Annotated in this window: 14 protein-coding genes; 9 read left to right on the top strand and 5 right to left on the bottom strand. The window is 47.0% G+C overall.

What is annotated here, in order from left to right; translation table 11 throughout:
• Window positions 1-58 precede the first annotated feature (58 nt).
• Both BGP75_RS11835 and BGP75_RS11830 read right to left on the bottom strand, forming a co-directional pair.
• A complete protein-coding gene (locus BGP75_RS11835) occupies window positions 59-2,920 on the bottom strand; it encodes a cation:proton antiporter (RefSeq protein WP_076718812.1) in 2,862 nt (953 codons plus the stop codon).
• Window positions 2,921-3,181: 261 nt separating this feature from the next.
• Complete coding sequence (locus tag BGP75_RS11830) at window positions 3,182-4,405, bottom strand: adenylate/guanylate cyclase domain-containing protein (RefSeq protein ID WP_076718811.1); 1,224 nt, start codon at window positions 4,403-4,405, stop codon at window positions 3,182-3,184.
• A gap of 394 nt (window positions 4,406-4,799) precedes the next feature.
• On the opposite strand from BGP75_RS11830, the gene BGP75_RS11825 reads away from it, so the two are divergent.
• Window positions 4,800-5,072 (top strand): hypothetical protein, encoded by a 273-nt coding sequence (locus tag BGP75_RS11825; RefSeq protein WP_076718810.1) that lies wholly within the window; start codon window positions 4,800-4,802, stop codon window positions 5,070-5,072.
• Between the two features lie 39 nt (window positions 5,073-5,111).
• Here the strand turns inward: BGP75_RS11825 and BGP75_RS27740 are convergent, their stop codons facing one another.
• From BGP75_RS27740 to BGP75_RS11805, 3 genes are all read right to left on the bottom strand, one after another.
• Window positions 5,112-5,522 carry a PilZ domain-containing protein gene (locus BGP75_RS27740; RefSeq protein WP_076718809.1) on the bottom strand — a complete coding sequence of 137 codons (411 nt, stop codon included), beginning with the start codon at window positions 5,520-5,522 and terminating at the stop codon, window positions 5,112-5,114.
• A gap of 400 nt (window positions 5,523-5,922) precedes the next feature.
• On the bottom strand, window positions 5,923-7,212 hold the full coding sequence (locus tag BGP75_RS11815; protein ID WP_076718808.1) for an acetyl-CoA hydrolase/transferase family protein: 1,290 nt from the start codon (window positions 7,210-7,212) through the stop codon (window positions 5,923-5,925).
• A 1,347-nt stretch (window positions 7,213-8,559) separates the two neighbouring features.
• Window positions 8,560-10,179: a HAMP domain-containing protein gene (locus BGP75_RS11805; RefSeq protein WP_076718806.1), complete on the bottom strand. Its 1,620-nt coding sequence runs from the start codon at window positions 10,177-10,179 to the stop codon at window positions 8,560-8,562.
• Window positions 10,180-10,580: 401 nt separating this feature from the next.
• On the opposite strand from BGP75_RS11805, the gene BGP75_RS11795 reads away from it, so the two are divergent.
• From BGP75_RS11795 to BGP75_RS11760, 8 genes are all read left to right on the top strand, one after another.
• Window positions 10,581-11,867, top strand: a complete 1,287-nt coding sequence (locus BGP75_RS11795) for a glutamate-5-semialdehyde dehydrogenase (RefSeq protein WP_076718804.1) — start codon at window positions 10,581-10,583, stop codon at window positions 11,865-11,867.
• A gap of 35 nt (window positions 11,868-11,902) precedes the next feature.
• Window positions 11,903-12,541: a nicotinate-nucleotide adenylyltransferase gene (gene nadD, locus BGP75_RS11790; RefSeq protein ID WP_076718803.1), complete on the top strand. Its 639-nt coding sequence runs from the start codon at window positions 11,903-11,905 to the stop codon at window positions 12,539-12,541.
• A 49-nt stretch (window positions 12,542-12,590) separates the two neighbouring features.
• Window positions 12,591-12,929, top strand: coding sequence for a ribosome silencing factor (gene rsfS / locus BGP75_RS11785; protein WP_076718802.1), 339 nt, complete (start codon window positions 12,591-12,593; stop codon window positions 12,927-12,929).
• A gap of 41 nt (window positions 12,930-12,970) precedes the next feature.
• Entirely contained in the window at window positions 12,971-13,438 is a 468-nt protein-coding gene (gene rlmH, locus BGP75_RS11780) for a 23S rRNA (pseudouridine(1915)-N(3))-methyltransferase RlmH (protein WP_076718801.1), read from the top strand.
• 271 nt (window positions 13,439-13,709) lie between these two features.
• Complete coding sequence (mrdA, locus tag BGP75_RS11775) at window positions 13,710-15,599, top strand: penicillin-binding protein 2 (RefSeq protein ID WP_076718800.1); 1,890 nt, start codon at window positions 13,710-13,712, stop codon at window positions 15,597-15,599.
• A gap of 30 nt (window positions 15,600-15,629) precedes the next feature.
• Window positions 15,630-16,775 carry a rod shape-determining protein RodA gene (rodA, locus tag BGP75_RS11770; protein ID WP_076718799.1) on the top strand — a complete coding sequence of 382 codons (1,146 nt, stop codon included), beginning with the start codon at window positions 15,630-15,632 and terminating at the stop codon, window positions 16,773-16,775.
• Between the two features lie 137 nt (window positions 16,776-16,912).
• Window positions 16,913-18,058, top strand: coding sequence for a lytic murein transglycosylase B (gene mltB / locus BGP75_RS11765; protein WP_076718798.1), 1,146 nt, complete (start codon window positions 16,913-16,915; stop codon window positions 18,056-18,058).
• A 14-nt stretch (window positions 18,059-18,072) separates the two neighbouring features.
• Entirely contained in the window at window positions 18,073-18,936 is an 864-nt protein-coding gene (locus tag BGP75_RS11760; RefSeq protein ID WP_233152914.1) for a septal ring lytic transglycosylase RlpA family protein, read from the top strand.
• Window positions 18,937-19,084 lie beyond the last annotated feature (148 nt).

The raw sequence follows: 19,084 nt of genomic DNA, 5'->3' as shown, positions 1-19,084 counted from the left end.
AATGGTTATTTATTGAGGCCCTCAAAGGGCTAACCCTGCTTGTTCGTTTGATTTTACTTTATACATCGACCCCCAGACGCTCTCGGGCAACTTGGTGAATTCGCTTGCGAAGATTAGGGCTGGTTGATAAAAAATGTTGGAAGTCTTCCGACCTTAATGCCAACAGTTGGCTGTATTGGGTTGCTACGACATCGACAGTGCGTCGGGCATGGGTGAGTAACGCTATCTCTCCGAAGAAGTCGCCAGGGCCTAGTTGTTTGATCTCCGTTTCTACTAAAGCCTCCAGCATGCCAGAGGCGATAAAATACAGCGTATCATCAGGATCTCCTTTACAAACAACTTTTTCATTTGGAGCGGCTAGCCGGGGGTGGAGCATTTTTGCTATTTCAGATATGTGCTGTTTATCCAGTTCTGCAAAAAAAGGTACTTTACGCACCAGTGGTTCAGCTTCCAGGCGTTGGCTGGCTGCCTCGGTAAGGCAGTTTCTCAGATCGGTAAAATTATCTAACAGGGCATGAAAATCCTTGACCCGTAACTCAAGCAACTGGCAATAGGACTTTGTCGTGATAGTGGCACTGCGTGGTTCTTGTGTGAGCAGTGCTATCTCGCCAAAGAAATCGCCACTACCCAGCCACTTGGGTTGAGATCCGATTTCAACCATAACCGCTCCACTGGAAATGAAATACATGGCGTCTCCAGTCTCCCCTTTGGTGATTATTTGTTCATTCGGAAGCACCAGCAAGGGTTTAAGTTGCTTGGCGATAATGGATAGGCGGTCTGCTGGCAAGTCGGCAAAAAAGGGTACCTGAGCAACTAGTTTTTCTGGCTCCAGGCCGAGATCCAGACGAGGTTGTTGATCAAGAGTGTGAGAGTGTTTGTCCAGATCACGAATGAGGTCGTTGAACATTTCCTGGCTTATAGTTCGCTCTTCCAGCATGCGTTGGTAGCTCGTTTCTTCAAGCTGTAAAGCGACTCGATTCAAATATCTTTTTTGCAGAGTTTCAGCATAGTCCGGGTACTGTTGTTCAAGGCAATGCAGGGCCTGTTGAGTTTTATCTAGGCGGTATTCGAGGTATTCAATCAGTTGTGTAGCTGCCTGTTCACCAAGCAGTGGTGGAATTTTATCCTGAGCGTATTTAATCAGTGTTCGCACAACCGCTTTGATTGTCCGCAATACCTCGAAACGATCAGCGAGTAATTTGGCCAGAGGGCGTGTTACGCCAGTGTGATGATGTAACATCAACATCGCTTTCATCAGTGTTCCGAATCCCAAGGGCCTATGTGCGGCCTGATGGTAGCCGGTTACGCCATTGGCTTTGAGGCTATCAAGCAAATTATCTGCTAAGGCGAGTAAGATACGAGCAATCGCTGCCGATATCAGCCCTTCTGAAAACCGTTTCAGATACAGTTGGCGCTCGTGATTAATCAATGTGGTTAAGCCAACAGTCTGCACGATGTCTTTGGAGAGAGGGCCAACTTCGGCCATTGTTGCTCTTATATCGGATAGCCGTTGTTGGTAGTCTTTAGATACTTCAGCCGTGATTGAGTCGCTGATTTGGTCCTGTTGGGCCGCTTTTTCCAGATCCTTCCCTATGTGAGTGAGGGATAAGGCCATTACTTTACAGCGGATCGCTTGTTCAATGGAGGGTAGCTGGTCCAGTTTAAAGCAGTGCATTAGCATTCCCATGGTAGGGGCATTGACGAATAGGGTAATTAATACGAACCCGGTAACCAGTACAGCAACAAATTCTTTGATCTCTGATTCTATTCCTGGGGTTTCCAGTATGACCAGTGTCAGCGCGAGAGAGACGGCACCGCGCAGACCTCCCCAAAGCATTACCGTACGAAAAGCCATGCTGATCTTCTGACTCCAGCCCAATCGGTTCAGGCAAGGTAATACTCCAAATAGAACCAGCCCGCGAGCCAAAAAAGCGGTGATGGTGAGTGTCAGCAGGGTGATGGCACTGGCACCGGACATGTTTGACAGTAAACCTGGGACTAATAAGCCAACCAGAAAGAAGATAAGAGAGTTGGCCCAGAACGCCAGTTCCTCCCAGGTGTCCGTCAAGGTACTCCAGGTTTCAGGGGAAACCTGAGTACGGCCATAGGAGTTGATGACCAAACCTGCTGTAACCACAGCCATTACGCCTGATACATGAAGATAGTGTTCGGCCCAGAGAAATGTCAGATATGCCAGACAAATAGTCAGCGTAATTTCAACCAGGGGAAGGTTGCGTATACGGCCAATGATTGAGGCGATGATCAGAGAGGCAATCAAACCGACCAGAATTCCACCCAGGAACACCACCAGAAAGCGACCGGTAGCATCTAAAAAACTGGCTTTTGATCCCTCTACCAGTATTGCCGCCAGAATAGTAAACAGCACAATCGCGGTAGCGTCGTTAAACAGGCTCTCACCCTCAACCAGAATAGTTAATCGCTTGGGAGCTCCCAGACTTTTAAAGATTGAAATGACAGCGATGGGATCAGTGGCTGAAACAATAGTACCAATCAGGAGACAGGCCACCAGGCTCATAGTGGAAATGCTCCATACTGAAAACCCGACAACTAAGGTAGAGATCAGCAAGCCGATAATGGCCAGGAGCAGAATAGGGCCGAGGTCCGCTGCTAAGTGACGAACATTGATATTTAAGGCAGATTCAAAAATCAGCGCAGGGAGGAAGACAAAAAATACCACTTCAGATGTAATATCCAGAACTCTGAGAGAGCTGAGCAAATCAGCCACTAACCCTGTGTGTTGACTGTCATCCAATACCAGGACAAGCATTCCGAGCATACTGCCAGCCAAAGCCAGCAATACGGTATATGGAAAATTGATGCGATTGGCTAATGGCAACAGTAAGCTCGAAACGGTAAGCAGTCCCGCTAGGCCAAGGACGAGAAAGAAGGTTTCATGCATAGTGACGATCCTTTGGTCTACCTTTCATGTTGCACCCTTTAGCAAGGGTAGCTGATTTTTAAATCAGCCAGGGTTTAAAGGGTCATGTTGGCCTTGGTCCCATGATGGAATTCGTCTTGCTTTGCATCTGTTCCGAATGTTTCCAACAGCGGGCTCTGGCGTGCTGATTTTCTGCAGATCCGTTAAAAATGTCGTGATAACAGCAGCCAGCTAAAGGGTGTGTAACAAAATTATTGCAGGTTCTTTGGTTGATTAAGCCGGTTATGGTGAATCACAGTAGGCGCAATACACTGACAATGGAACTTCAACTCCAGCAACCTTATAGTCACCAAGCCAGGTAAAGGTGTCACCCAGCTGACTGGCGAACTGTTCAGATACCAGCAAAGAACAACCAGCCTCCTTGGTAAGGTTTTCAATCCGAGCTGCCCGATTGACTGCCGAACCAAGCACAGTGAAGTCCAAGCGATCCGGTGCGCCAACGTTACCATAGACGACTTCGCCCACATCCAGTCCCAGGCCATAGCGAATGGAGGGAAGGCCTTCTTTTTCGAGCAGGGGGTTTATTCGTTGAATTTCAATATGAGCGTCTTTCGCCGCTGCAAGAGCGGCTTTCCTGGCTTGTATCAGGTTTCGTTGCTTGTCGGTGGGAAACACAACCAGCATAGCATCTCCAATAAATCTGAGTACTTCGCCGCCGTGGTTGGTCACGGCCTTGGTAATGACTTCAAAATAGCGATTAAGCAGTTTTAGTAGCTGGTCGTGGCTTAGTACTTCAGTTATTGCGGTAGAGTCCCGCATATCGCTGTACCAGATTGCCGCCTCGATGAGCTCCGCATCCCCCCTCTTAATTTGACCGCTTAGGACTTTTTGACCAGTTCTTGGCCCTAAATAGGTTTCTAATAAAGCGTGAGAGGTCATATGTTGGGAGTGTACTTCCAATACCGGGGCGAGAAATAGCGCTATTTGGTTAAAGCTTTCGATGTCCTGAGGACTGAATCCGCCTAATCGATCAGTAACAAATATCAATGGGGTAGGAAGATCGTCAAATACAAACTTGAGTGGGATAGCTAAATAGTCGGTTGCTCCGCTTGCCTTAAGAGTGGCCAACGTCGAATGCAGTTCATCTGCTGAAGCATCTTCAAGATAACGACGAAAAGGTTGTCCGGTCTGGTGAACGCATTCAATGGGGCTGTCTATATAGTCCGCTGATTCCATAATTCCATGAGGAGGGTTGTAGGCCTCTACATCGACTTTGTCTCGCCACCAGGTGTAAGCAGAACCTACGACCAGAGGGTGAATGGTTCGTAGTCCAATTCTAATTCTATAAACAGGCGCACCGGCCTCCACCAGGAGTCGGCCCAATTCAGCTGTTAGTTGATCTGCACTGGTGATCCCCCGACCCGCTTTCATTAACCATTCGGTGATCTTCCGAGGATCCCACCGGACAAGAGAGGCTTTTGTTTCAGTTTGGCTGGGTATGGACATTTGTGCGATTCCTTCAGGGAATTTCACCCTTGGCGGATGAGTCGTTCTGTAACTCTTAATTGAGCCACTCATACAGTTGAGCCATTCGTATCTGACTCAGATGAGGCATGAAGTGCCCTGAGTATAATTGTACCTGAATAGTGTTTTTCAAGAGGGTGGAGCAAGTTGCGTTAGTGCTGTTTTCCCGTTTTGGGGGCCGGTTTGCACTTTGGTTGCTCCGCAAATAACAGTCTCCAGGCCTGTTTGTTCCAGAGATTATCATTGTAAAGGCAAAAGGTGGTCATTTTTGAATTGAAGTTCAATAAAATCTCGCCTAGTATCCTTTGGTTCTAATAAAAATAATCCTCCGACAGCGGGGAGTAAAAGTGACCGTTGTTAGGTCAGCAGGTGTTGTATGGAACAGTTAGCTATTGCATTTACAGGCGTTATCGCGATTTGGCTTAGTCAGGACTGCTGTCCGAAGCGGCGACGTTATGCCTGCTTATTTGGTTTAGCGGGTCAGCCGTTTTGGTTTTATAGTGCCTGGCAAGCAGAGCAATGGGGCATTTTTGCGCTTTGTTTGTTTTATGCGTGGGCGTGGTTTAAAGGTGTTCGTACTCATTGGTTATGTGATGAGGAGAAATCAATTCATAATGTCACCAAGGCATCCGATGCAGCTAAGGCCTGAACAAGGCCTGATCTGTTACATCGAAAAAGGGTATCAGGCCTACCTTGGAAACTTATCCGCAAAAAGTGTTATCCACTCTTTGGCAGCCTCCTCACTGTTCAGTCTTCGACCTTCTTTTTTTAATACATTTCTCCGATAGTGCTCGATATGACAGACTTGTTCGACCATTCGAATAGAGTCTTCGGCAGCACTGTTCTCGAGTTTTATGCCTACTTCATAGCCTTTATTTTTTTTGTTTTTGCACCAGGCAACAATTCCGGTGGTTTCACAAGGCTGGTCTAATACTTGGATTTTGATACAGATAACGCATCCAGGCTCTATATAATTTTTTGTGCTAATGCATAGCCCGCCAAGGCTGATATTCTTTAGACAGTTGTTTTTTACATCAGGGCTGCAATTGCTGCAGATACTGATAGGGATATCTGAAGGGTGTCGGATAAATTCACGCATTGTTGACCTGAGTATCCAATGTTTTTTGCCAGATATGTAACGGAACTGATACTGGTAAATCATTTACAGAAAATATCTTAATGAATCTTTGGCTGATTTTTGTATATTCTCTGCGCACTCTAGAATGGCCTGAAGCTAGTATGGCTGTGCAGCGAAATGACGAGGTTCTTCAACCTGTTCCTTAGGTATAGCACGGTTCATCGGAATAGGCGGGTGGGCTGGTGTATAAATACTGGTCTGAGGCCCAAAGGACCTGTTCGGGTACCTTAGTCAGCTGAACAAGCCAGGATACTGGTTAATTTTATTGGCAATATGCGGGTATGAATTGTGCTCCTATACCCGCGTAATAGGGTTTGTATCCCCACTTATTGTACGACAGTCGCAACAAATTTCCCGGGTGTTAGTTCAAGTTGATATGGAGTTTTTCGAAAGCTTGTCGATTAAGTTCTTCACGAAAATCCGGGTGGGCTATATTGATCAGATCTCGTGTCCGTTCGCGCAGGCTGCGTCCCCGCAAGTTCACGATGCCGTACTCTGTTGCAACATAATGAACATGTGCGCGGCTTGTGACCACTCCTGCACCTTCGCTCAAAGTGGTGGTGATTCGTGATAGTTTTCCTCCCGCCGCAGTTGAAGGTAAGGCGATAACACCGCGCCCTCCTTTTGATAATGAAGCACCCCGTACGAAGTCAATCTGACCACCAAAGCCGGAGTAGATCTTTGAGCCAATGGAATCTGCACAAACTTGTCCCGTTAGATCGATTTCAAGGGCGCTGTTGATCGACATCGCTTTTGGGTTGCGGTAAATACTGCGCATATCGTTGACGTACTCTGTATCAAGAAACCTTACCATCGGGTTGTCATCGACAAAGTTATAGAGTTTTTGACTGCCAATAACAAAGGATGTGACGATTTTTCCTGGATGATTTTTCTTGTAGGCTCCGGTAATGACACCTTTTTCTACCAGAGGTAATACGCCATCAGAGAACATTTCAGTGTGTATTCCCAGGTCTTCTCTGTCTCCCAGGCATGCCAGTACCGCATCCGGAATTGCACCGATACCTGTTTGCAGGCAGTCTCTATCTTCTACCAAGCTGGCTACGTGAGAACCAATTGCCCGATATATCTCGTTCTGTTCGGCTGGTTTGTGGCAGCTGATAGGAGTTTGTTTCTCGTATACCGTATGAAAGTCCTTATAGGCGATGATTCCGTCCCCATGAGTCCGGGGCATATTCGGATTGATATGTGCAATGATTTTCCCGGCTTTTTCCAGGGCTGCGTGGGTGGCTTCAACAGAAATACCCAGAGAGCAGTTACCATGCAGATCTGGGGGACTGACTTGTACCAGTACTGTGTCAACCGGTTGTTCGCCGCGTCGGATTAGTTTTGGAATCTCTGCCAGCAGCATAGGTACATAGTCTGCGTGTCCTTCCTGAACAGCCTTTCGTGTTGCTGCCGATACAAAATAACAACGACAACGGATATGACCCCGCATCTCCGGTTTGACCAACATCTCTGACCCCTCGGTATGGAGTTGTAACAACGTGAGGTTGGTGCGAGAGAGCGCATGATTGGCAAGCCCCTTCAGCAATACGCTGGGGGTTGCAGCCATGCTATGGACCCAGATGGCTTCATCATTTTCAACAGAAGAAACAGCATCTTCTGCGCTTCGAGCAATGCGTGGTGACATTGTTAGGCTCCGTGGAGTAAGGGAAAGATTATCTGCGGTGAGTTTTAGCGAATACTGTTGTCTGAGTAAATGCCTAAGGTCATTGGTAGCAAATTTTTATGAAATATTTTACCAAAAGGTATGTTTATTGTCGGCTTCCAGGTGTAAATGTTTGTAATCTTATAAATCCATGCTGAGCTTTATACTGCTTTTGCTGAACAGGTTCCGACAAAACTTCTGTACAAGATAGACGTTACCCGTAAATAATGTCCATTCGGTTAAACCTCATCATTTCTCTTGTTCCTGGGATATGGCTCGTTTAGGAAAAGGCCTGCTTAGTGACATAAGGGTCATCCTACTACGATCATGCTGCGTATTATGGGTAGTTATCATGCTATTGCAGCAGGCAGTATGCTTTGAATCGGGGTGATGCTGTAAGGGGCGAAAACAATCAGTTGGTTGCTCGCTGGAACAAATAGGTTAGAGAGAGAAGAATCGATAAAAATAATAGATGCGTATGTACTCAATGATGCAGTAAAATCGGTTGTCCCACAGCCAAGTCGTACTGAATTAATGGCCACTGGGCCTCTCATAATCCCCCAGGTTATCTGATGCTTATTTGAGGTGTAGTCGGTGATTTCATTATTTGGAAACAAGGTGGAGCTTTAATCAGAGTGAAAAATCAGCATTACTAAAATGGAATAATAGATATGAGTAATTTAGGGCATTGGGAATTGGATCGTCCCAGTATGCAGGTCAAACATAGCAGCGGTCTTTGCCTACAGATTGAAGGCAGGTTCAGTGAGCCGAGCGCTGTGATCCCCATTTCCGTACCCAGAGATATTTCAGCACCCGCACTTGCCACATTGATACGCCAGGGAGCCGATTATTGCCGGAAGCAAAAGGATAGGGATATTCGGCCACAGAAGCCTGACAGACCAAAACCTACACGGCCAGTTCTTAGCTTAAAGAAGGGATAGTATAAAGAAGGGATTCTTGAATAGAGGGCTGATTAACTGCTGGTTTTCCAGTCCCAGGTTTGCTGTTTAGCCATTTCTAAGCAGCATTGCAGGGTATCAACGTATTTATACCGTATTAACGTATTTCCTGAACTGACTGTTCATTTCCCTGATCATCCCCGGCCTGTGTTAGAAATAAGCAGGGAACCTACCAACAGGTCCCTTGGATCTCAAAGGGCGAGCCCTGGAATGACCGCATGCTTTGTCAGACAGCTTGGAAAGGACTCCACATTCCGCCGCACTGTCTTTCGCGCATCCAGCTATTCCAGGACTCGCTGAGAACATCAGCAACTTACTTATTAGCAGGTTCCCTAGCAGTGTTAATGTTAGAGTTAATCATCAGAGTTAATCACTGATCCAGGTTTTCTTGCTGGGGATGAAGGAAGTGTTCTACCTGCCGATCAATGAGGTCCTGGAAATCACTGGATAAGGATGATACCAGATAGGTACTATCGTTAGCCTTTTTATACTGGCCATTTGCCAGCATGCGAGAGTTTATCGGCTCCATTGAGTAGAGCCGTTGGTCCGTAATAAGCTCGTTAGTTTCAACGGAGAGGCTGAGCTGCTGGGCCTGTGCCACCATCTGCGCCTGCTCCTTGCTGCCACAGACTAATGACATCTTAAGGTTTAATACTGGTCTGAACTGATGAATTCGGTGCTGGTTCAGTCCCCGATAAAGGCCTTTGAATAACTGTGCGGCGCAGAGTGCGCTGATGCCGTGATTGATAGAGTTTTCAGAGCGGTTGTTATCTGAGTTGTTTGTGATTGCCGCACTTGCAGGCTCGACGGAATTTTTTCCTTCAAGGTGTCTGAACAAGGCGAACCAGTTTTCTTGGTCATCCTGATAAATATGACCTTTATATAACACGCATGCCTGCTCAAAAATCTGCCGATAAATTTGAAGCAGATTGCTGCGTTCTTCAGGCTCTAGAGCATTACTGCTGCTATCTTTTTGGTTAATGTAAAGCAGGTAAGACAACTTTGCTGTTGTTTGATCGTGCTCATGGTCTGCTGAATAAGCAGTAGTTGTCTTGGCCGTGTCAGGGTTCTGGGTTGAAGACAGCGCATCAATCAGTGTGGGCTTAGCGACGTTAGCCTTTGGGGAAGGGAAAAAAGGTTTTGATTCTTCCCTCGACGCTTCGGTGTCCAGCTCAAAGGGTGGATCCTGCGGCTGGAGAACCATGTCGTTCTCCGGCTCAACTGGCTGAATATTCTCTACCCGGGTGGGCAATTCAGAGTCTTCGAATTCTGATTGTAGGTCATCCTCAGGTTCAAGATCTTCTTCAGCACTTGCTTGCTGTTCATCAAGCTCCTCATCATATGCAAATTGCTGGTTCAGCATATGATTAATGCTGCCAAACTCATCACTGCGAGAATCATCCAGGTGGTTGATATCCAATCCTTCCTGAATTTGCATAGCGGCTCGTTCCAGGGCCTTTATGGGAGAGGTCAGGTGACGGGAAAACAGCCAGGCAGCCAGTATTGATAATCCAACGCAGGCCAGTAGTATTAGCCCGAGATTCTGTATTACTTTGTTGGAGGCAGATTGCAGGGGTTTGTCTGAGAGGTAAAGTCGTAGCTGACCGAGTGAGGTACTGCTGCTCTGGATACGGTGTTCGTATTGTTGCCCGATCGGCTGACCGGCCTGGGCAATCATTTCTCCTTTGTTTCCTGTTATCTCTGCTCCCTGAATCTGGGGGTCATCTGTCAGCTGTTTAAGGCTGATATTCAGACTGACCCAATCGCGCCCGAGGATTAGCGGGCCGCTGTTAAGGGCTAACTGAGCGGCTATAGAGTTACCCAAAGTATCCAGCTGAGACTGGTTTAGTTGTTTCAGATTTCGAGAGAGCTGATCAAAAAGAATCAGACCCGAACACACTGCGATAAGGGTGAGCAGGGTAAGGAGTTTACTGGTAACGGAAAATCGACGGACGACAGCTGGTTGCAGTGAATCAGAGCGCTTGTGCATAAGTCATTCGTTGTCCTGGGAGGCTACCCATATAATACAGATCTGGTTGGAAAAATCCGTATCCAGGCCATTTGAACGATTGCCTCGGTAAAGGAGTCTCGTTAAATAGCTTAACTAATTGCCTCTGTTGTTGAAAAAGATTTAGATTGATATCTCCATTTACCATTGGATAGATCCAACGGCGCCTGAGCTGATTGTTCAGGGCGAAATAGTATCAATTTGTTGTCAATGGGTAACCACCTCTTGTTGCATTTGTTGACCGATATATACCAAATTGCCCTGAGGTTTCGAATAACCGGGTCAAAAAGGGTGAAAATTTGCCGACCCTCGCCCAATTTTGCATATCCGCAAGAGGGAGGCGCAGGTTATAATGGCGAGATTGTTGAGGAGAAGATACACCGATGAACGTCAAAGAATACATGCGCCAGCTTGGTCAACAGGCCAGGGAAGCCGCGAGTTTGCTGAATAAAGCCAATACGGGAATGAAAAATTCTGCATTGTTGGCGATGGCTCGAGCGATTAATGCGTCTCGTGAGACTCTGATGGAAGCAAACCAAAAAGATCTGGAAGCAGCCCGCGAGCGCGGTTTGGAACCGGCAATGCTGGATCGATTGGAGCTCAATAGTGAGCGTATTGACAGTATGATCGAAGGCTTGGAGCAGGTTGCCGGTTTGCCAGACCCTGTCGGTGGTATTACTGATATGAATTATATGCCATCTGGTATACAGGTTGGCAAAATGCGTGTTCCTCTGGGCGTTATTGGCATCATTTATGAGTCCCGTCCGAATGTAACCTGTGAGGCAGCCAGCTTATGTCTGAAATCCGGTAATGCAACGATTTTGCGGGGTGGTTCAGAGGCGATTCACTCCAACCAGGCTATTGCTGAATGTATTTGTGCTGGCTTAGCTGAAGCCGGTTTACCTCTGAATGCGGTTCAGGTGGTTGAAACCACTGATCGTGAGGCTGTAGGTGAACTGATCACCATGCCTGAATATGTGGATGTTATTGTTCCAAGAGGGGGTAAAGGTCTTATCGAGCGTGTCAGTCGTGATGCCAAGGTTACCGTTATTAAGCACCTTGACGGTATTTGCCATGTTTATATCGACAAGGACGCAGATCTTGAAAAGGCACTGAATATATCGATTAATGCAAAGACGCATCGTTATGGTACCTGTAACACTATGGAGACATTATTGGTGCATCGCGATGTTGCGCATCTTATTTTGCCGGATCTGACTGACGTTTACCGGCAAAAAGGTGTGGAGTTGCGGGGCTGTGAAGCGACGTTTGCCGTTCTTGCTGATAAAAGCGCTATTGCTGGAGGTGAGGGTAGCCTTGTTGCCGCTAATGAAGAGGATTGGACTACTGAGTACCTTGCCCCTGTTTTATCGATTAAGATTGTTGACTCGATGGATGAGGCAATCCTGCACATTAACCGCTATGGTTCTCATCATACGGATTCGATTGTTACCGAGAACTACACCAGTGGGCGGAGCTTTTTGACTGAGGTTGATTCCAGTTCGGTGATGATTAATGCTTCAACACGATTTGCCGATGGTTTTGAGTATGGTTTAGGGGCTGAAATCGGAATATCAACCGATAAGATTCACGCTCGCGGACCGGTAGGTCTGGAAGGGCTTACCTCTCAGAAATATGTTGTATTAGGTGACGGCCATATTCGCCAGTAGCATCAGGGCGTCCGCGTCTAGGGAGTCAGGCCTTAATGACTGAAGCTGTTGCCTTTATGGGGGGGACGTTTGATCCAATTCATAACGGCCATCTACGTACTGCTCTAGAAATCCGGCAGTTATTGGATCTGAATGAAGTGCGGCTAATTCCCTGTCACATTCCAGTCCACAGAGAACAACCCGGAAGCAATGCACAACAACGACTTGAGATGATCAGGCTTGCTGTTGAGGGTGAGGCCGGGTTGAGTGTTGACGATCGTGAAATTCAGCGCAGTGAACCCTCCTACACCATTAATACGCTGGAGTCATTGCGTCAGGAGTTAGGGCAGCAGACCAGTATTTCAATGGTTATGGGAATGGATTCTTTCCTGACCTTGTCAAGTTGGCACCGTTGGGATGAATTTCTGGAATTGGCTCATATTCTGGTAGTGCAACGGCCGGGGTGGGAAATCAGTCTCGGTCACCATCTTGAGGATTGGTGCCGGCGCTATAGCGTTCAAAGCCCTGAATCAATTCGTTCGACACCCTGTGGCTGTTTGCTGATGCACCGCCTGACCCCGGTGGATATATCTGCGACCCGAATACGTGAGTTAATTCGAACTAATCAATCCCCCCGCTATCTTATTCCTGATCAGGTGTGGAAACATATCCGTGAGCAAGGACTTTATAGGTAAAATAACGATTTGTTTCAACAGCTGAAACAGATTTAGAAATAGAGGTATTATGCAAACAAAGAAGTTGATCAAATTGGTTAGCACTGCTCTTGAAGACCTGAAGGCAAGAGATATTGTGCTTTTAGATGTGCGCGGGAAATGCAGCGTCACCGATTATATGTTAATCGCCAGTGGATCTTCGAATCGGCATGTAAAAGCGGTTGCTGAGAATGTGGTTGCGGAAGCAAAAAAGGCGGGCGTAGAGCTGGTCGGAACAGAAGGCCTGGATTCCGCCGAATGGGCTTTGGTTGATCTTGGAGACGTCGTTGTTCATGTCATGCAACCTGAGAGTCGTGCTCTGTATGATCTTGAGCGTCTTTGGGGGACCGATGCGCTGGAAGAAGCCTAGATCTTTTAGGAGACTTAAGTGTATTTAAAGAGGCTTAGTCAGTGCGGATAAAACTGATTACCGTAGGTACGAAGATGCCCGGCTGGGTCGAGGAAGGCTACGCTGAGTATCAGAAGCGCTTTCCCAAGGAAATTTCTTTGCAGTTGCAGGAGCTTTCTTTGGGACACCGGGGTAAGGGGGCGGATCTTTCCAGGGCAATTCAAAAGGAAGGGGACCTGATGCTATCAGCGATTGCCCCTAAGGATAGGGTCATCGCTTTGGACGTGAAGGGAAAGCCCTGGTCCACAGAACAGCTGGCCGAGCAACTCACATCCTGGCAAATGGAAGGGGGGGATATCAGCTTATTGGTTGGTGGACCTGATGGTCTGGATAGTCGTTGCTTAGCAAGAGCAGATCTGAAATGGTCATTATCACCTTTGACGCTGCCCCATCCTCTTGTCCGAGTACTGCTGGCTGAGCAACTGTACCGTGCCTGGACGATATTGAAGGGACATCCTTATCATAAATAATAGTCTGGATATCGGTGAAATTGAACTGCGTAAGTACGTTAATCGGTTAAAAAATCAACTGCTCTACAGAGACCGTTTCTTTGTCTTGTCTGTTTTTCATGCTACCCATTATTGATCAATAATATCAATCTATTAGCACTGTTATGAATAAGTATTGAGATAAAGGTATAAATAAGTATTGGTGGAGTGAGACTTGCTGTACAACAGCCTGGAATCACCTGGCACTCAGCGGGACAGTAATAACCCGGTCATATAATAAGCAACGGCGGCAATGAGACATACCACAGCACTGAAAGATCATCACAAAGAGCGGCGGACGTTTACTTTTCGCACTCTAATTGCGTTTTGTTTAGTTGTGTTAATGATGCTTGGTTTAGTTGCCCGTATGTTCTATTTACAGGTGCTGCAATACGATACTTACCGAGTAAAATCTGATCTGAATCGAGTGCAGCTCCAGCCTGTGGCACCAACCAGAGGCCTGATCTATGACCGAAATGGTGTGCTTCTTGCCGATAATCGTCCCAGCCATAACCTGACGCTGATTAAGGAATTGGTTCAGGACCTTGATGGCGTTATTGCGCGGTTAGCTGAAGTAGTCGATATTAACGATGATGATATCGTACGCTTTAAAAGGCGCTTAAATCAGCGTCGCCGTCCTTATCAGTCAGTGCCCCTGAAATTCAAACTTAACGATGAAGAAATCGCTCGTATTGCGGTGGATTTCCACCGTCTTCCGGGGGTTCGGGTAGAGGCCGAGCTGATTCGCTATTACCCTTACGGAAAATCTCTGGTCCACGCATTGGGATATGTTGGCAGGATTAATGAGCGTGAGCTGAAGCGGATTGATGCACACAATTATAGTGGTACTCACCATATCGGAAAGCTTGGAGTGGAAAAGTACTACGAAGATGTTCTCCACGGTCAGGTGGGTATGCAGAAAGTTGAAACCAATGCCCGCGGTCGGGTTTTGAGGGTTCTAGAGCGAGAGAGTCCGGTTCCCGGAAAGGATCTTCACCTATATCTGGATCTTAATTTGCAGCTGGCCGCTGAAAAAGCACTGGGGGAAAGCCGGGGAGCTGTTGTAGCAATGGACCCAAATACCGGAGGTATCTTAGCGCTTGTAAGCACGCCAGGTTATGACCCTAATTCTTTTGTGACAGGCATCAGTGGTAAAGACTATCGTGCATTACAAAACTCCAGTGATTTACCATTGTTTAACCGAGCCATCCGAGGTCGTTATCCACCGGCATCAACACTTAAACCTTTTGTGGGTATCGCAGCGGTCGATTCCGGTACGGTTAAGCTTGATTACACGATGTTTGATCCGGGTTTTTACCAGATTACCCGTGGGGGACGAAAATACAGGGATTGGAAAAGGTGGGGGCATGGAAAGGTTGATCTCAGCAAGGCTATTACCGAGTCGGTTGATACTTACTTTTACGATGTTGGTCATCGAATGGGTATTGATCCTATGTCAGATTATCTTGGACGGTTTGGTTTTGGCAAAGTGACCAGTGTAGATCTTCCTGAAGCTCATGGTGCGATTCTCCCCTCCAGAGAATGGAAAAAACGATCCAGAAACCGTCCCTGGTATCCGGGAGACTCGTTGAATCTCAGTATCGGACAGGGATTTATGGTGGCAACACCGTTGCAGTTGGCTACGGCTGCCATGACGCTGGCAAATAGAGGTAAATGGTGGGCACCCCGAATGCTACAGACAATAGCCAATGATGACAGCTTTGTCGTTGATGTTCCGCCGGAAAAACAATTACCGGATGTTAAGTTAACCAAAGATGAATACTGGGATTACATGACTGAATCGATGGAAAAGGTCATTCATGCCAGCAACGGTACGGCTAGACGGATCGGTAAAGGACTTAAATACCGTATCGCAGGCAAGACGGGAACTGCACAGGTTGTTGGTATCAAGCAAGATGAAAGATACGACGCTGAAGCACTGTCAGAAAAAAATCGTGATCATGCATTGTTTATTGGTTTTGCTCCGGTTGAGTCTCCAAAGATTGTGTTGTCGGTGATTGTAGAAAATACCGGTGGTGGCAGCAGCGCGGCAGCACCTGTGGCGCGAAAGGTATTTGACACTTATTTGCTCGGGCACTCTTCTGATGACGAAGCCATTGCTGATGTAGGTGGGGGGGAGTAGTGATAATTTCAGAGGTGGAGATCGAATCGGTTGAGCCATAGTGACTTTCAGCGTGTATTACCCGATGCTTCAAATCACTTTCAACGTGAGCGAAGCCTGTGGTCCTACACCCATGTGGATGCCATTTTATTGATTCTGTTGCTGATACTGGCTGGCTATGGGCTGTTTGTGTATTACAGTGCTTCCGGGCAAAGCGCGGCTTCATTTCAGAAACAGTTGGTTCGCTACGGCGTTGCATTTTCAGTGATGATTGCAGCAGCCTGGCTGAACCCACGTCATTTCCGACGATGGGCGCCCTGGCTGTTTGTAGGAGGGGTCGGATTATTAGTTGCCGTATTGTTATTTGGGGTAGGGGCCAAGGGGGCTCAGCGCTGGATTGCGTTTCCCGGATTGCCACGATTTCAACCTTCGGAAATCATGAAATTGATAGTGCCTATGACCCTGGCTTGGTTTTTCGCTGAAAAACCGCTGCCTCCTAGCCTTCGTAATGTCGTCATTGTCTTGATGCTCATTGCTATTCCCGTATTGTTAATTGCTAAACAGCCGGATCTGGGGACTTCTCTGTTAATTGGTTCCTCTGGTGTTTTTGTTTTGTTATTGTCTGGTATTCGTTGGCGGTACATATTTGGTGCCAGCGCTGTTGCTACTGCTTGCGGTCCGCTTCTATGGATGGGGATGAGAGACTACCAGCGCCAGAGAGTATTGACTTTCCTGGATCCGGAAAGTGATCCATTGGGGTCGGGGTGGAATATTATTCAGGCCAAGACAGCTATAGGTTCAGGGGGTATTGATGGTAAGGGCTGGTTGAATGGTACCCAGTCACAGTTGGACTTTTTGCCCGAGAGCCACACGGATTTTATCCTTGCAGTTCTGGCGGAAGAGCTGGGTTTGGTGGGAGTGCTTGCCCTGTTGGCGATCTATCTGTGTGTTATCGCCCGGGGGCTTTATATTGCGACTCATGCTCAGGACACTTTTGGCCGGTTGCTGGCGGGAAGTCTGACGTTAACTTTCTTTGTATATGTGTTCGTTAATTTTGGTATGGTGAGTGGAATATTACCGGTTGTTGGCGTACCGTTGCCTCTTGTCAGTTTTGGAGGTACTTCGATAGTCACTCTGTTAGCCGGTTTTGGAATTATAATGTCTATTCATACACATCGTTCCATGGTCACGCGGTAGCGCTATGGCTGAACGGTATTGTCCAGATTTAACGGTATTGCCAGGTTTAACGGTATTTTCAGGTTTAACGGTATTTTCAGGTTTAACGATAGTATTAACGTTTTTGTCATGTATAAATTTGTAATGGGATATGCTCAATGACTTTTCATTCTCTGGGGTTGAAATTGCAGCTACGGGCTATAGTGCCTGCTCTGGCGGTCTTGTTGTCTTTATCCCCTGCTCAGGCATTTAGTGACACCAGTTATTCACAGAATCCTAAAGCCAAGCTCTTTGTTGATGAGATGGTCAACGAGGGCTTTGACCGCGCCTATGTAGAAAGCTTGATAAACGATGCCCACCGTCAGGAATCGATCCTTAAAGCTATTTCGAGACCGGCAGAGAGAAGGCTTGACTGGGGCAAGTATCGAAAAATCTTTCTTGGAAAAAAACGAGTAACACAAGGGGTGGAGTTCTGGGATAAGCAACAGGAAGCTTTAAATCGAGCAAGCGAGAAATACGGGGTATCGCCAGAAATTATTGTAGCTATCATAGGCGTAGAAACTCGCTATGGCCGTCACGCAGGTAAGTATCGAGTACTGGATGCATTGGCAACGTTGGCATTTGACTACCCCCCGAGAGCCAAGTTCTTTTCGGGACAGCTGAAGGAATTGCTATATCTGATAAAGGAAGAAAATCTGGAAAGTTCAAAAATTAAGGGTTCTTATGCCGGTGCAATGGGATATGGACAGTTTATACCCAGCAGTTATCGCCACTATGCAGTAGATTTTGATGGTGATGGTCAGAGGGATATACTCAATAACCCGGTTGACGCGATAGGGAGCGTCGCCAATTACTTCCGCAGTCATGGCTGGAAGTCCGGAGAGCCTGTGACCTTCCCTGCGAAGTTGACGACGGAGGTTGACAAGAGTCTGTTTAACCAGCAATTAAAGCCGAAAATAACCTTGGCGGATTGGAAAAAGTCTGGAGTTGTTGCCAAAGAGAAAAACTCTATACCGGATTCAAGTGTTGCCACTGCAATGAAAATGCATACAGGAAGTAAGACCGAGCATTGGCTGGGACTACACAACTTTTATGTCATCACTCGCTATAACCATAGCCGGCTTTATGCTATGGCTGTTCATCAGTTGAGCCAGGAAATCCTGGCGGCTCACACCAAAGCGAATTCGACTTCCAGCAAAACTAACACCGCGGCAGTTGGCACTTCGGCTTCTGATTCCGTTGAATCCACCAAAAACACAGAAACTAAAGCTGTTCGAAAAGATAACACCCTAACCAAGTCATGAGTCCAGGATTTAGTTTGAGTTATTTAAAATTATCGTTAGCGATCTTGGTTTTGGCGTTATTGGCAGGATGTTCCGGTTCTGGTTCCAAGTCGAGTAGTCGCTATAGCATCAGTCAGGATCGTGGTCCCGATAAGCAGGTGGACTTGTCCAAGGTTGCTGACGCTGTACCCCGGCTTGAACCACGAAGCCGTGGTGGCAATAAAAGCCCCTATGAAGTTTGGGGCAAGCGATACTATGTGATGCCCAGCAGCGAAGGATATCGCCAGCAGGGGACCGCCTCCTGGTACGGAAAAAAATTCCATGGACATAAGACCTCAAACGGTGAAATTTATGATATGTACGGGATGTCTGCTGCCCATAAGTCGCTTCCTCTGCCAAGCTACGTCAGGGTAACCAATCTGGACAATAACCGTTCTGTTGTTGTTCGGGTTAATGATCGTGGGCCATTTCATGGCTCAAGACTGATTGATCTCTCTTATGCCGCTGCATACAAGCTCAATATGCTTAAAAAGGGAACTGCGAGGGTGGAAGTTGAAGCCATCAATCCACAAGGCTATTCTGTAAGCCAGCTGGTGACAGAGGCTCAACCGGGGTTAGGTGCACCTGTTAAAGAAGCTTCTCAATTTGCTGCAAGCGGTTCCACAAGACAGTATATTCAGGTTGGCGCCTACTCCAGTTGGGCTGCGGCGCAAACTGTTAAAACCCAATTGGAATCCCTGGATAAGGGGCTTCAGGTATTGATCAGAAAACGGGAAGGAACTAATCCTGTTTATCGTGTTCAGATGGGACCAGTGGAAAAAAGTAGCCCCATGGAGGAGGTTTTCTCGGCATTGCGCTCTGCCGGTTTTGCAGATTTTCGTTTGATCAATTTCCCCTGAGATGCTTGATGGAACGTATGTCAGGATGGTTGGCTGTTTCTAGATGAATAGACAGGTCAAATAATTATAGATACATCACGGGTCGTTTGAGTTGATAGAGAGGCTGGGCTAATCGCTTGCACTTTGACTAAGCGGTTGTCAATTTATG

Origin of the sequence: Motiliproteus sp. MSK22-1, from assembly GCF_001968815.1 — a bacterium.
Classification (GTDB): domain Bacteria; phylum Pseudomonadota; class Gammaproteobacteria; order Pseudomonadales; family Balneatricaceae; genus Motiliproteus.
The sequence above is the reverse complement of the archived record's forward strand: the minus strand, read 5'-3'. Positions and strand labels throughout refer to the sequence as shown.